Annotated in this window: 14 protein-coding genes; 8 read left to right on the plus strand and 6 right to left on the minus strand. The window is 72.8% G+C overall.

Annotated features, from left to right (window positions below; genetic code table 11):
* Positions 1 to 34: 34 nt before the first annotated feature.
* From kamD to G8D98_RS02175, 6 genes are read left to right on the plus strand one after another with little or no spacing between them, the layout of a single operon-like run.
* Entirely contained in the window at positions 35 to 1588 is a 1554-nt protein-coding gene (kamD, locus tag G8D98_RS02150) for a lysine 5,6-aminomutase subunit alpha (RefSeq protein ID WP_240920858.1), read from the plus strand.
* A complete protein-coding gene (gene kamE, locus G8D98_RS02155) occupies positions 1585 to 2373 on the plus strand; it encodes a lysine 5,6-aminomutase subunit beta (protein ID WP_166098431.1) in 789 nt (262 codons plus the stop codon). The genes kamD and kamE overlap by 4 nt, the downstream gene beginning before the upstream one ends.
* Complete coding sequence (kal, locus tag G8D98_RS02160; RefSeq protein WP_166098433.1) at positions 2370 to 2762, plus strand: 3-aminobutyryl-CoA ammonia lyase; 393 nt, start codon at positions 2370 to 2372, stop codon at positions 2760 to 2762. Before kamE ends, kal begins: the two co-directional genes overlap by 4 nt.
* 14 nt (positions 2763 to 2776) lie before the next feature.
* Complete coding sequence (lnt, locus tag G8D98_RS02165) at positions 2777 to 4339, plus strand: apolipoprotein N-acyltransferase (protein WP_229661697.1); 1563 nt, start codon at positions 2777 to 2779, stop codon at positions 4337 to 4339.
* Positions 4332 to 5111, plus strand: a complete 780-nt coding sequence (locus tag G8D98_RS02170) for a polyprenol monophosphomannose synthase (RefSeq protein ID WP_166098435.1) — start codon at positions 4332 to 4334, stop codon at positions 5109 to 5111. The genes lnt and G8D98_RS02170 overlap by 8 nt, the downstream gene beginning before the upstream one ends.
* A 14-nt stretch (positions 5112 to 5125) precedes the next feature.
* On the plus strand, positions 5126 to 5614 hold the full coding sequence (locus G8D98_RS02175; protein ID WP_205859671.1) for an FxsA family protein: 489 nt from the start codon (positions 5126 to 5128) through the stop codon (positions 5612 to 5614).
* 70 nt (positions 5615 to 5684) lie between these two features.
* Here G8D98_RS02175 and G8D98_RS02180 read toward each other — a convergent pair whose 3' ends face one another.
* Positions 5685 to 6044, minus strand: coding sequence for an RNA polymerase-binding protein RbpA (locus G8D98_RS02180; protein ID WP_166098438.1), 360 nt, complete (start codon positions 6042 to 6044; stop codon positions 5685 to 5687).
* A gap of 206 nt (positions 6045 to 6250) precedes the next feature.
* Between G8D98_RS02180 and G8D98_RS02185 the strand changes: the two genes are divergently transcribed.
* The gene (locus G8D98_RS02185; RefSeq protein ID WP_166098919.1) at positions 6251 to 7603 is read left to right on the plus strand and encodes an MFS transporter; all 1353 of its coding nucleotides are present in this window, start codon (positions 6251 to 6253) and stop codon (positions 7601 to 7603) included.
* Between the two features lie 17 nt (positions 7604 to 7620).
* Here G8D98_RS02185 and G8D98_RS15405 read toward each other — a convergent pair whose 3' ends face one another.
* Positions 7621 to 9036, minus strand: coding sequence for a M15 family metallopeptidase (locus tag G8D98_RS15405; protein ID WP_166098441.1), 1416 nt, complete (start codon positions 9034 to 9036; stop codon positions 7621 to 7623).
* A 324-nt stretch (positions 9037 to 9360) separates the two neighbouring features.
* Between G8D98_RS15405 and G8D98_RS02195 the strand changes: the two genes are divergently transcribed.
* Positions 9361 to 9678, plus strand: a complete 318-nt coding sequence (locus G8D98_RS02195) for a single-stranded DNA-binding protein (protein ID WP_166098443.1) — start codon at positions 9361 to 9363, stop codon at positions 9676 to 9678.
* Between the two features lie 23 nt (positions 9679 to 9701).
* Here G8D98_RS02195 and G8D98_RS02200 read toward each other — a convergent pair whose 3' ends face one another.
* The 4 genes from G8D98_RS02200 to G8D98_RS02215 are packed head-to-tail and all read right to left on the minus strand — an operon-like array spanning position 9702 to position 13131.
* The gene (locus tag G8D98_RS02200) at positions 9702 to 10685 is read right to left on the minus strand and encodes a ketopantoate reductase family protein (RefSeq protein WP_166098446.1); all 984 of its coding nucleotides are present in this window, start codon (positions 10683 to 10685) and stop codon (positions 9702 to 9704) included.
* 51 nt (positions 10686 to 10736) lie between these two features.
* On the minus strand, positions 10737 to 11492 hold the full coding sequence (locus G8D98_RS02205) for an amino acid ABC transporter ATP-binding protein (protein ID WP_166098448.1): 756 nt from the start codon (positions 11490 to 11492) through the stop codon (positions 10737 to 10739).
* Complete coding sequence (locus G8D98_RS02210; RefSeq protein WP_166098450.1) at positions 11492 to 12286, minus strand: amino acid ABC transporter permease; 795 nt, start codon at positions 12284 to 12286, stop codon at positions 11492 to 11494. The genes G8D98_RS02205 and G8D98_RS02210 overlap by 1 nt, the downstream gene beginning before the upstream one ends.
* Positions 12287 to 12330: 44 nt before the next feature.
* On the minus strand, positions 12331 to 13131 hold the full coding sequence (locus tag G8D98_RS02215; RefSeq protein WP_166098452.1) for a transporter substrate-binding domain-containing protein: 801 nt from the start codon (positions 13129 to 13131) through the stop codon (positions 12331 to 12333).
* Between the last annotated feature and the right edge of the window lie 350 nt (positions 13132 to 13481).

Consider the following 13481-nt stretch of genomic DNA (forward strand, 5'->3'; position numbering starts at 1 on the left):
TCAGCGCCCGGTCCTCGAGGTTGACCCAGCGGTCGTGCGACGTGCCCGCTCACTCGCACGCAGGGCCGGCCAGCCCGTCGTGGACCTCGCTCGGGCGCACACCACGGTCTCCGTTGAGCGGGCGACGCTTCGTCTCGCCGGGCTCAAGGGCGCCGACCACGAGGGCACCCCCTGGGTCAACCACCTCGTCGACGCGGTCCGTGCACAGACCGGTCTCGAGCACGGCGTCACGACACCGGTCTGGGACGCCCTGCGTCGCGGGCAGGCCCCCGACCTGCTGACCCTGGCGCAGAAGGCGAGCAGTGGGGGAGTCTCCTTCCGGCTGCCCGAGGGCAGCGACCTGCGCGCCTCGCGGCGCGCGGCCCGGGTGGCGGTGGCCCGCGGGGTACGCACCATGGACCGCCAGCGGGCCGCCCGTGAGCGCATGGTCGCCACGGTCGGCGACGCGCCGCGCACGCCGTGGGTCTACCTCATCGTCGCCACCGGCGACATCCACGAGGACATCCCGCAGGCCCGCGCGGCGGCCGAGGCGGGTGCCGACGTCATCGCCGTCATCCGCTCCACCGGGCAGAGCCTGCTCGACTTCGTCCCCGAGGGCGCCACCCGTGAGGGGTTCGCCGGCACGTACGCGACCCAGGAGAACTTCCGCCTCATGCGGGCCGCCCTCGACGAGACGAGCCGTCGGCTCGGCCGGTACGTCCGGCTGACCAACTACGCGAGCGGGCTGTGCATGCCGGAGATCGCCACCCTCGCCGGGCTCGAGCGGCTCGACATGATGCTCAACGACTCGATGTACGGGATCCTCTTCCGCGACATCAACCCCGTGCGGACCTTCGTCGACCAGCGCTTCAGCCGTCAGGTGCACGCCCGCGCCGGCATCATCATCAACACCGGCGAGGACAACTACCTCACGACCGCCGACGCGGTCGAGGCGGCGCACACCGTCACCGTGAGCCAGCTGCTCAACGAGTACTTCGCCAAGGAGGCCGGGCTCGAGGACTGGCAGCTCGGCCTCGGGCACGCCTTCGAGATCGACCCCGACCTGCCGGACAGCTTCCGGACCGAGCTCGCGCACGCCCTGCTGGCCCGCAGGCTCTTCCCCCGTGCTCCGCTGAAGTGGATGCCGCCCACCAAGCACATGACCGGCGATGTCTTCCGTGGCTACCTCCTCGACGGGTTCTTCAACCTCGCCGGTGCGATGACCGGCCAGGGCATCCTCCTCGTCGGAATGATGACCGAGGCGGTCGTCACCCCATGGCTGTCCGACCGCGACCTCGCCCTCCAGAACGTCCGGTACGTCATGGAGGCCGCCGGCGGGCTCACCGAGGACTTCCACCCGCCGCGTGACGGGTTCATCCAGACCCGCGCCCGGCAGGTGCTCTCCGAGGCCGTCGACCTGCTCGAGGGCATCGTCCACGACAGCGACGCCGCCGGGGACCCTCCGCTGCTCGCCGCCATCGCCGACGGCACCTTCGGCGCGATGAAGCGCCCCGCGACCGCGGGCAAGGGCCTCGACGGCGTCGTCGTCAAGGCCGGCGGGTACGACAACCCCGCGACGAGCCTGCTCGAGGAGGGGGCGACCCGATGAGCCCCGACACCCCCGGAGCCCCGGGGCCCCTCGTGCGGCCCTTCGGCGACACGACCGGCGACGGCATGGTGCAGGTGTCCTTCACCCTGCCGCTCCCGCACGACAAGCGGGCCGAGGGTGCCGCCCTCCAGCTGGCCGCGAAGATGGGGATGAGCCCGGCCCTGCTCGTCCACGCCAAGGCCATGGGCCCGGACTTCACGTTCTTCGTCGTCTACGGATCGGTGACCCACCTCGTCGACCTGCGCGAGGTCCACGTCGCCGAGCGTGAGTTCCCGCTGCTCACCCCCGCGGAGGTCAACCAGGCCGTGCGCACCCACCTGGGGCGCAAGCTCGTCGTCGTCGGGGCCTGCATCGGCACCGACGCGCACACCGTCGGCATCGACGCGATCCTCAACATCAAGGGCTTCGCGGGCGAGAAGGGGCTGGAGTACTACCGCGAGCTCACGGTCGTCAACCTCGGCGCCCAGGTGCTCGTCCCCGACCTCGTCGCGAGTGCCCGCGAGGTCGGGGCCGACGCGGTGCTCGTCTCCCAGGTCGTCACCCAGAAGGACGCGCACATCCACAACACGACGACGATGTCCGCCGCCTTCCGCGAGGCCTTCCCCGCGGGCGAGGTGCCGCTGCTCGTCGTCGGCGGCCCTCGCTTCGAGGAGGGCTCGGCGGCCGCGCTCGGCGTCGACCGGGTCTTCGGCCGGGGGACCACCCCCGGCGAGGTCGCCTCCTACCTCGTCCACGAGCTCGTCGAGCCGCGCACCACCCCCGACCCCCGAGGAGTACAGCGATGACCACCGCCGAGGTCGGCCTGAGCGTCACCCACCGCCGCTACGTCCCCTTCAGCCACGCCCACTACGCCGGCAACCTCGTCGACGGCGCCTACGGCCTGGCGGCCTTCGGCGACGTCGCGACCGAGATGTGCATCCGCACCGACGGCGACGAGGGGCTGTTCGCCTCCTACTCCGAGGTCCAGTTCCTCGCGCCGGTGCGCGCCGGCGACCTGGTCGAGGTCGAGGCCCGCCTGGTGCGGGTGGGCACCCGCTCCCGCGAGATGGACTTCGAGCTGCGGGTCGTCGGCCGCGGCGTACCGGCGCGGGGGGAGTCGACGGCCGAGGTTCTCGACCCGCCGATCGTCGCGACGACCGCGCGCGGGGTCGTCGTCGTGCCTCCAGCCGGGTGACCTACCGTGGGCCCGTGCCCACCCCGCTCCGGCTGACCGCCGGCCCCCTCGCGGCCGTCCTCGCCGGACTGGCGCTCTGGCTCGCCTTCCCCGACCACGACCTGTGGTGGCTGGCCCCCGTGGGCGTCGCGCTGCTCGGCGCCGCGACCCTGGGCGCCGGAGCACCGCGCGGCTTCCTCCTCGGCCTGCTCGCCGGCCTCGCGTACTTCGGCCCGACCCTGTCGTGGTCGGGGGTCTACGTCGGCAAGCTGCCCTGGTTCGCCCTGGCGACCCTCGAGGCGCTGTACGTCGCGGTGATGTCGGCGCTCGTCGGGTACGCCGGCCGCCGACTGCTCGCCTCCGGCCATCGCCCGGCAGCGCTGCTCCTCGTGCCGCTGGGCTGGGTGGCCCAGGAGTGGGCCCGCTCGACCACCCCCTACGGCGGCTTCCCCTGGGCCCGGCTCGCGTTCAGCCAGGCCGACAGCCCGCTGGCCCACGTGGCCCGGTGGCTCGGCGCCCCCGGGGTCACGTTCGCGACGGCGGTCGTCGGCGTCGGTCTGCTGGCCCTGTGCTGGGGGCTCGCCGCCCGCCGCCCGGCACGCCTGCTCGCCGGGGCGCTCGTGGCGGCGGCGCCGTTCGCCGCCGGGCTCATCCCGCTGCCGACCGACGGGCGGACCGCGTCCGTGGGCTTCGTCCAGGGCGACGTCCCGCAGGCCGGGCTCGAGTTCAACGCGCAGCGGCGCGCCGTCCTCGACAACCACGTCCGCGGGACCCTGGCCCTCGCCGAGCGGGCGCCCGACGACCTCACCCTCGTGGTCTGGCCCGAGAACGCCTCGGACATCGACCCCTTCCGCAACGCCGACGCCGACGCCGAGATCCGCGCCGCGCAGTCGACGCTCGGGGTGCCCCTGGTCGTCGGCGCGGTGCTGGCCGAGCCGCCGGGAGCGAGCTCGAACGTCTCGCTGTTCTACACCGGCGCGGGGGAGCCCGAGCGGTACACCAAGCTGCACCCGGTGCCGTTCGCCGAGTACATCCCCCACCGGGAGTTCTTCGCGCAGTTCACCTCGGCGGCCGACCTCGCCGGCAACTTCGTCGCCGGCGACACCGTCGGGGCGTTCGAGGTGCCTGCGAGCGGCGGCAGCTACACCGCGCTGCCGACGATCTGTTTCGAGGTCGCCTACGACGGGCTGATGCGCACGAGCGTCGAGGCCGCCGGCGACACCGACTCGCTGCTGCTCGTGCAGACGAACAACGCCACCTTCGGGTACACGGCGGAGTCCGAGCAGCAGTTCGCCATCTCCCGGATCCGGGCCATCGAGCACGGGCGCAGCGTCGTGCACGTCTCCACGGTCGGCGTGTCCGGGTTCGTCGCCCCCGACGGCACGGTGACCGGCGCCACCGGCCTGTTCACCGCCGCCCAGGGCCTCGGTGAGCCGGTGCTGCGCCACGAGCGCACCCCGGCCGACCGGCTCGGGAGCGCCCCCGTGGTCCTGGCCACGGCGCTCTTCGTCCTGCTCGTGCTGTCCGCGGCCCGGTCGGGGCGGCGGGCTAGGGTGACGGCAGACCCCGAGGCCCCCGAGGACCAGACCGTTGCCTGACTCCGACCGTCCACCGCTGCAGCGCGTCGCCGTGCTCATCCCGACGTACAACGAGCGGGAGAACCTCGCCGGCGCCGTACACGGCGTGCGCGGCGCCGTGCCCACCGCCGACGTCGTGGTCCTCGACGACGACTCACCCGACGGTACGGGGGTCGTGGCCGACGAGCTCGCCGCCGCCGACCCGCAGGTCCACGTCATCCACCGGCGCGCCAAGGAGGGGCTCGGCGCGGCGTACCTCGACGGCTTCCACTGGGCGCTCGATCACGGGTACGACGCCGTCGTGGAGATGGACGCCGACGGCTCGCACCGGCCCGAGCACCTGCCGTCGCTGCTGGCCGCCGCCGAGCACGCCGACGCCGTCATCGGCTCGCGGTGGGTACGCGGTGGGCGGGTCGTCAACTGGCCGGTGCACCGCAAGGCGCTCTCCGTCGGGGGCAACCTCTACGTGCGGGTGCTGCTCGGCATGCCGGTCCACGACGCGACCGCCGGGTTCCGGGTCTACCGCAGCGAGGCGCTGCGGGTCATGGGGCTGGCCGACGTCGCCTCACAGGGCTACTGCTTCCAGACCGACCTCACCTGGCGGGCGGTGCGCGCCGGCCTCACCGTGGTCGAGGTGCCCATCACCTTCGTCGAGCGCGAGGTCGGCACCTCGAAGATGAGCGGCGACATCGTCGCCGAGTCGCTGCGCCGGATCACCGGCTGGGGCCTGCGGCACCGGGCACGCCAGCTGAGGGCGCTCGCCGGCCGGCCGGAGCGGTGGCACGCGCTGTGAGCCCGGGACGTGCCGTGCCCACCTCCGGCCGCAGCCGTCGGGGGAGCATCCTGCGCTGGGTCTTCCTCGCCCTCCTCGTCGTCCCGCTGATCGAGGTCGCCGTCATCGTCGCGGTCGGGCGCACCATCGGGGGGTGGCCGACCTTCCTCCTGCTGCTGCTCGAGTCCCTGCTCGGTGCCTGGATCGTCCGGCGTGAGGGCGGACGGGCCTGGGCGGCGCTCCGGGACGCCCTGCGGACCGGCCGGATGCCGAGCCGCGAGCTCGCCGACGCCGCGCTCGTCCTCGTCGGTGGCACCCTGCTGCTCACCCCGGGGTTCGTCACCGACGTCGCCGGCTTCCTCGTCGTCCTGCCGCTCACCCGTCCGGTGACCCGGCGCTGGCTCGAGGCGGCCGTCGCCCGGCGCCTGCTCGGCCCGTTCGGCAGCTGGCCCGGCGGACCCGCCGGCGGGGGAGCGGGGGGCGAGGGCCCGCCCGACGTCATCCAGGGCGAGGTGGTCGACTAGCCCGCCTAGGCCCCACCCGGACAGCACGATGCCGGCCACCCGTGGCAGGGGGCCGGCATCGCCGGGTCGCTCAGGCCGACTTCTTCTTGGTCTTCTCGCCGCGGGAGGCGCGCAGCAGCGTCAGCCGCTCCTCGAGGAGCTCCTCGAGCTCGGGGATGGAGCGCCGCTCGAGCAGCATGTCCCAGTGGGTCCGCTGCGGCTTGGCCGGCTTCGCCTCCGGCTGGGCACCGCCCCCCTGGAGCTTGGCGAGCGCACCGCACCGGCACTCCCACGTCGCCGGCACCTCGGCCTCGACGGAGAAGGGCAGCTCGATGGTGTGCCCGTTCGGGCACAGGTAGGTGGTGATGTTGCGCTCGGAGGGCACGACGTTCTCGTCGGTCTCCATGCTGAGGGCGCCGAGCCGGCTGCCGCGCAGGCTGCGTTCTGCCATGGGTGTCTCCCGGATCTGTGATGTCCCGACCGGGGTCCTCGCGGCCGGGTCAATGGTCAGGGAACGCGCCAGCCGGCCGGGTTGTTCCGCACCGCCCCACGTGGCCCCGTCGGCTGTGAGGGACATCACACCGACGTGTGCGGGGGAGTGGCCGGCCGCCCCGGCCCGCCCGGGGTCCCCGGGTCGATAGCGTCACCCCCGTGAGCATGCCACCCGCCGCCGCGGCCGACGACCTCACCGGCCCCTCCGCGCTCGACCTCGCCCCGCCGACCCGCCCGCGCCGTGTCCTCGCCTGGGGGATGTGGGACTGGGGCACCCAGCCCTTCAACACGGTGATCACGACCTTCGTCTTCTCGGTCTACCTCACGAGCTCCTCCTTCGGGAGCACGAACACGACGTCGACGGCACTGTCGGTCTCGACGGCGCTCGCCGGGCTGTTCGTCGCCCTGCTCGCCCCGGTCCTCGGGCAGAACTCCGACCGCTCGGGGCGCACCGTCCACCACCTGCGCGTCCAGACCTGGCTGCTCGCCCTGCTCTCCGCGGCCCTGTTCGTCGTCCGGCCCGAGCCGGGGTTCCTCTGGGTCGGGCTCGGGCTGCTCGCGGCCGGGTCGGTGGTCTCGGAGATCGCCGGGGTCAACTACAACTCCACCATCGACCAGGTCGCCACCCCGAGGACGGTCGGGCGGGTCTCGGGCTTCGGCTGGGGGATGGGCTACCTCGGCGGGATCATCGTCCTGCTGCTGATCTACTTTGCCTTCATCCAGCCCGAGGTGGGCCTCTTCGGCGTCACCGATGCCGACGGGCTCGACATCCGGGTCTCGATGGTGGTCTGCGGGGTGTGGACTCTGCTGTTCACCGTCCCCGCCTTCCTCGTCCTGAAGGACCGGCCGACCGAGCGCGGCCCCCGGGTCGGGGTGGTGCAGTCCTACCGGCTCGTGTGGCGCTCGGTCACCGGCCTGTGGGCGCTCTCGCGGCACACGGTCTTCTTCCTCCTGGCCTCGGCGCTCTTCCGCGACGGGCTGGCCGGCGTCTTCGCCTTCGGAGCGGTGCTCGCCGCGGGCACCTTCGGGCTCTCCGCGGGGGAGGTCATCATCTTCGGCGCCGCCGCGAACATCGTCGCCGGCCTCGCGACGATGGGCTTCGGCCTGCTCGACGACCGGATCGGGCCCAAGCGGGTCATCCTCGTCTCGCTCGGGGCCCTCGTCGTCCTCGGGCTGCTCGTCTTCGTCCTCCACGACGGCGGCGCGGCGGTGTTCTGGCCCCTCGGCCTGCTCATGACGGTCTTCGTCGGGCCGGCCCAGGCGGCCTCGCGCAGCTTCCTCGCCCGGCTCGTCCCCGAGGGTCGCGGCGGCGAGATCTTCGGCCTCTACGCCACAACCGGGCGGGTGGTCTCGTTCCTCTCACCGACCGCCTTCGGCCTGTTCATCGCGCTGGGGGCGCTGCTCACCGGGGCGGACAACACGCAGTACTGGGGCATCCTCGGCATCGTCCTCGTCCTCGCCGCGGGGTTCGCGGTGATGCTTCCGGTCAAGGAGCACGGGGAGCACACCGTCGCCTAGCGCGGGAGGCCCGGAGCTCAGCCCGCGTACTCCCAGTGCCAGGGCTCGGGGAGGCTGCCGTCCGGTTCGGCCCACGACGGGTGGAACCAGCCGTAGAGCGGGGCGTTCGTGCGCAGCCACAGGTGGGCGGCCGACCCGAAGTCCTCGACACCCCCGCACAGGTCCACCGCCCGGCCGAGGCCGTGCCGGCTCGTGCCGGGGGTGGCGGCCCACCGGCCCCGGGAGGCCTTGACGGCGACCTGGTCGGGGTAGGAGCGGTAGGAGTCGGTGACGCACAGCGGCGTCCCGGTCTGGGCCGCGTACGCCCTGCTCATCGCGTCGAACGCGGCGGCGGCGCGCGGCGCCAGGCGCTGGCCGGGGGCCTCCCACAGCGGGCACAGCGCACTGTCGGGGTACTCGCCGTTGGGGTAGAGCGCGTCCTCCTGCGAGCACGGGCGACCGACGTGGGCGGACTCGAGCGCCGTCGTCGAGAGGGCCTCGCGCAGCCGGTCGGCGGCGGCCCGCGCCGTGGGGGTCCGCGCGCCGACGAGCACCTCGGCGACCGGGCCGGCCTTGTCGACCTCGGCCCGCTGCAGCCGGCGCAGGGTGCCGACCCGCTCCAGCTGCGCGCTCATCAGGCGATCCAGGCGGGTCTTGGCGGCCTGGACCGCCGCGCGCGCGGCCGTCGCCTCGGCCTCGGCCGACTCCGCGGCACGGGTCAGGTCCGCCTGCTCCTGGGTGAGCGTGCGCACCTCCTGCAGCGCCCGGGTGCGCTGGTCGGTGAGGTAGGACAGGTCTCCGAGGGGGTCGCTCACCTCGTCCTCGTCGACCGAGAACGCCTCGAGCATGCCGGCGAGGTCGGCGTCGCCCCCACCACCGGAGTACACGTCGAAGACCCAGGAGCGCACGAGGGCGCGAGCCGTGGCCAACCGGCCCTGCAGGAGCCGCAGGTCGGCCCGGGTGTCCGCGGCCTCCTCGCGGGCGGCCCGCTGGGCGTCCGTGGCCGTCGCGAGCTGCTCGAGGACCGCGTTCGAGCGGGTCGACAGCTCGTCCATCCGGCGCATCTCGGCGGCGACGGCCGAGCTGGACTCCTCGAGCACCTGCGAGATCCGCGCCGCCTCGGCGACCTGGGCGGCCAGCTCGGCGGGGGAGAGGCCCTCGGGCTCCGCGGCCTCCTCGGAGTCCTCCGGCGCCGGCGTCCGGGTGCCCGTCGGGCTCGGGGTGGGGCTCGCGCTGGGCTGCGGTCCGGCCGTCCCGCTCGCCGACGGCGAGGGGCTGGGCGTCGACGACGTGCCCGAGGATGTCCCGGCGCTCGGGGGGGCCGATGCTTCCGGCGACGGTGCGGTAGCAGCGACGGCGGCCGGTGCCGTGGACCCGAGGACGGCACCGAGCAGAGCGAGCCCGACGAGCACCCGTCGAGGCCCCGTTGCCTTGTTCGTCGACCGCCGCACCACGACTGGACTCCTGCTCGATCCCGGGCACGGCCCGGGTTCCGGCACACGCCCTGCTCGTGCGCGCTCCCACCATAGGCACCCGCACCCGGTGTCGGCACCCGAAGCCGGGAGATCGCGCCCGCCGACGCCGGCGGGACCGCCACGCGGGCGGCACACCAGGCTCGTGCGTCACAGGAATCACACAGGTAACACCCGTGCGGACCGGGCACGGTCCACAGGCCGCGGAGCGGGCCACCGGTGTCCACAGGTCCACCGCCGGCCGTTGCGCCGACGGGGGGACCACGGGTGCACTGGCGCCGGACCGGCTCAGCGAAGGGGGCCACGATGGCCGAGACCGACGAGAACACCGTCCGCCTCGTGGGGCGGGTGACCTCGCTCGACCCGCCACGCGAGCTGCCGAGCGGCGACGTCGTGCACACCCTGCGGGTGACCGTCGGGCGGCCGCGCGGGCATCCGGGCGTCGACACCGTCGACGTCGCGTGCTGGTCGGCAGCCACCCGACGCTGCGCCGGGCGGCTGCAGGTCGGCGCCCGGGTCGAGGTCGAGGGCAGCCTGCGCCGGAGGTTCTGGCGGACCGGTGGCGGGCCGGTGAGCAGGTACGAGGTGCAGGCCCGACGCCTGCGGAGGGTGACTGCGGCGTAACGCCGATAATCCACATTATGTCACTACACCGCCGACGACGCCTCCTCCACCTGCGCGAGCACCTCCCCGACGGTCATCAGCCCCGGCCCCCTCCGGGTCCGGGCGGCCTCGGCCACGAGCCGGGCCAGGGTCGCGTTGACCGGCGTCGGTGCACCCACCCGCGCCCCGAGGCGAACGATCTGGCCGTTGAGCTCGTCGACCTCGCTGTCACCGGTGGCCCGCGCCAGGCTCTGCCACGTCGAGCTGCCCGCACGCTCCTCGTCGCCGATGGAGCGCACCTGCAGCGTCCGGCCCCGCCGCGTGGCGTCCTCCTCCGCCGAGGCGTAGTCGATCCCCGCGGCATCGAGGACGGCGCGCCCCTCGTCCTCGGCCCGCTCGAGGAGGACACCGACCGGTGCGCTCCTCCCGCACAGTGCGGTGACGGCGTTGCCGAGGTTGACCAGGAGCTTGCGGTACTTCCACCGGGCGATGTCGGCCACCGTGCGGCTGTCGACGCCGGCGGACCGCAGGGCGTCGGCGACGCCCGCGGCGACGTCGTCGGTGCCGGAGGGCCACACCCCGACGTCCACCATGCCGACCGTCGGGGACGAGTAGGCCTGCACCTCCCCCGGCCGCAGGTGGGCCGCCGGCATCATCACGAGCGCCCCGTACGCGGCGAGCCCGGCGCCGGCGACGACGTCCTCGTTCCGGACCCCGTTCTGGGCACAGACCACGGGCCGACGGGCCAGCGCGGAACCGGCCAGCGCGTGTGCCACCCCCGCGGTGTCCTGGCTCTTCGTCGTCACCAGGACGGCGTCGACGCCCCGCTCCCCCACCTCGTCGACGCCGCCGACGGCCTCGAGCGGGACCACGACGTCCTCCTCGGGCGTGCGCAGCCGCAGCCCCTCGGCACGGATGCGCTCCAGGTGCTCACCGCGGGCGACGGCGACGACCTCGTGCCCCGCCTGGACGAGCCGCACCGCGAGCGACCCCCCGATGGCACCCACGCCGACGACGACCAGCCGCACGCCCGACCCACCTCCCGAGATGGCCGCGGGTTCCGGCGGCCGCGGGCCCCCTCAGAGGACCTTGGACAAGAAGGCCTGCGTGCGCTGCTCGCGGGGGTCGGCGAGGACCTCGACGGGGTCGCCCTGCTCGACGATGACGCCGCCGTCCATGAAGACCAGCTTGTCCCCCACCTCGCGGGCGAAGCCCATCTCGTGGGTGACGACCATCATCGTCATGCCCTCCTTGGCGAGGTCCTTCATGACGCCGAGGACGTCGCCGACGAGCTCGGGGTCGAGCGCGGACGTGGGCTCGTCGAAGAGCATGAGGTCGGGAGACATCGACAGCGCACGCGCGATCGCGATGCGCTGCTGCTGCCCGCCGGACAGGTGCGCCGGGTAGGCGTCCTCCCGGTTGGCGAGTCCGACCTTCTCCAGGTTGCTCCGCGCGATCTGCACCGCCTCGTCCTTGCGCCGCTTCTTGACCTTGGTCTGGGCGATCGTCAGGTTGTCCATGACGGTCAGGTGCGGGAAGAGGTTGAACTGCTGGAAGACCATCCCGATCCGGCTGCGCAGAAGGTCGAGATCGACGTCGGGGTCGGTGACCTCGACCCCCTCGACGAAGATCTTCCCCGACGTCGGCTCCTCGAGGCGGTTGACGCAGCGCAGCAGCGTGGACTTGCCGGACCCGGAGGGCCCGATGACGCAGACCACCTGCCCGGCGTCGACCTCGAAGTCGATCCCCTTGAGCACCTGGTTCTCGCCGAAGTACTTGTGCAGCTCCTGCACGTCGATCGCGTGCGCGGACCTGTCGATGTCGGTCTCGGACATCAGCGCGCCCTCTCGGCTCGGGCCTCCATGCGCCGCACGACGATGGACAGCGGGACGGTGATGATCAGGTAGCTCAGCGCGACGGCGAACAAGGGCGTGAGGTTGACGAACTGCGAGAGGTTTCGCCGCCCGAAGTCGGTCAGCTCGCTGTCGGCGAGGCTGAGGCCGATGACGTACACCAGGGAGGAGTCCTTGGTCAGCAGGATGAGCTCGTTGGTCAGGGGCGGCAGGATGATCCGGAAGGCCTGCGGGATGACGATCGAGAGCATCGCCCGGCTGTGACGCATCCCGAGCGAGCGGGCCGCCTCCATCTGGCCCTTGGGAACCGCCTGGATCCCGGCGCGGATGGTCTCGGCCATGTACGCCGCGCCCACGAGGCCCAGCGCCACGGTGACCACCCCGAGCGTGCCCCCGGGAAGGACACGTCCCGGGAAGGCCACCGGCAGGCCGTAGTAGAACCCGATGAAGACGATCAGCGCCGGCACGCCCCGGAAGAACTCGATGAACGTCGTCGCCAGCCACCGGTACGGGCCCACCGAGGACAGCCGCATGAGAGCCAGCCCCAGCCCGAGCAGCAGGCCGAAGACGAACGCGCAGGCAGTGTAGAGGACGGTGTTCTTCAGCGCCGTCGTGAAGATCGTCGGGAACAGCTGCGGGAGAATCTCACCGTTGAAGAACTGGTCCTTCAAGGTCCCCCAGTCGGCCGTGAGGACGATGACCAGGAGGAGGACGGCGAGTACGGCGTACTGGACGCCACGGCTGAACTGGGCACGCTGACGTGGGCTCGTGGCCATGGCGGTCCTCGTCCTTCGACGTCGCTCGGCGGGTTCCGGGGTGCTCAGCTGTCGCTCGAGTCGGGCGCCTGACCGAACCACTTCTCGTAGATCTCGTCGTAGCTGCCGTCACTCTTGGAGTCGGCGATGACCGTGTTCGCCGAGTCCAGCAGGTCGGCGTTGCTGTCCTTCTTCACCGCGAAGCCGTACTGCTCACCGGTGTCGAACTCGGCGGTCACGAAGGTGTCGGAGTTCTTGTTCGCGTAGTCGAGCAGCGGACCGTTGTCCTGGATGATGGCGTCGATCTGCCCGCTCTTGACCGCGGAGGTCTGCAGGCCGAGGTTCTCGAACGACTTCAGGGTCACCCCGTCGGGGGCGTTCTCCTTGGCGTACATCTCGCCGGTCGTGCCCGTCATCACCCCGAGGGTCTTGCCGTCCAGCGACTCCAGGGAGTCCAGGGACTTGTCCTTGGTGAGCAGCGCCTGGGTGGCGTCGAAGTACGGGTCGGTGAAGTCGATGACCTTGGCCCGCTCGTCGGTGATCGTCATGCCTGCGGCGGCGATGTCGCACTTGCCGGAGTTGAGCGCCTGACCGGACTGGATGCCCTCGAAGCCGGTGACGACGATGGACATGTCCAGGTCGTTGGCGTCGGCGACCTTCTTGACCAGGTCCATGTCGAACCCGACGATCTCGTTGCCCTTCTCGAACTCGAACGGCTCGTAGGGCAGCGAGGTGCAGACCGTGAGCGTCCCGTCCTTGATGACGTTGGCACCGCTCTCGGTCGTCGTCGTCTCGGTGGCGCAGGCGGAGGTGGTGAGAGCGAGAGTCCCGCCGGCGAGGAAGATGGTCATTCGGCGCGTGTTCATGGCTGCACCCTAGGGGTCACCACCGCACAGGTCACGCCTATCCGTGTTTCGTCTGTGCAACATCGCGGCGTCACCCAGGCTCCCCTGGGCGTTCACCCGGCCGGCCTCGCCGCACTCCCCCACGCCGCGGCTGACCTGGCCCGACCACGCGGGACCGGCCCCTGGAGCGCGCAGCCCGGGGGTGCGTTTCCGGGTGGACGGGCCCTGACCGGACCGTTACCGAGTCCTGACACCGTGCTGGTGACGCCCTGACCGAGCGGCTCCTACCGTGGCATCAGGTGGAACCCGCCCCGCGGCCGCCGGCACCGACGCGGTGCCGCCTGTCCTCCCCCTCGAGCCGCGCGCGGCAG

This window comes from Phycicoccus endophyticus (genome assembly GCF_011326735.1).
Lineage (GTDB): Bacteria > Actinomycetota > Actinomycetes > Actinomycetales > Dermatophilaceae > Phycicoccus > Phycicoccus endophyticus.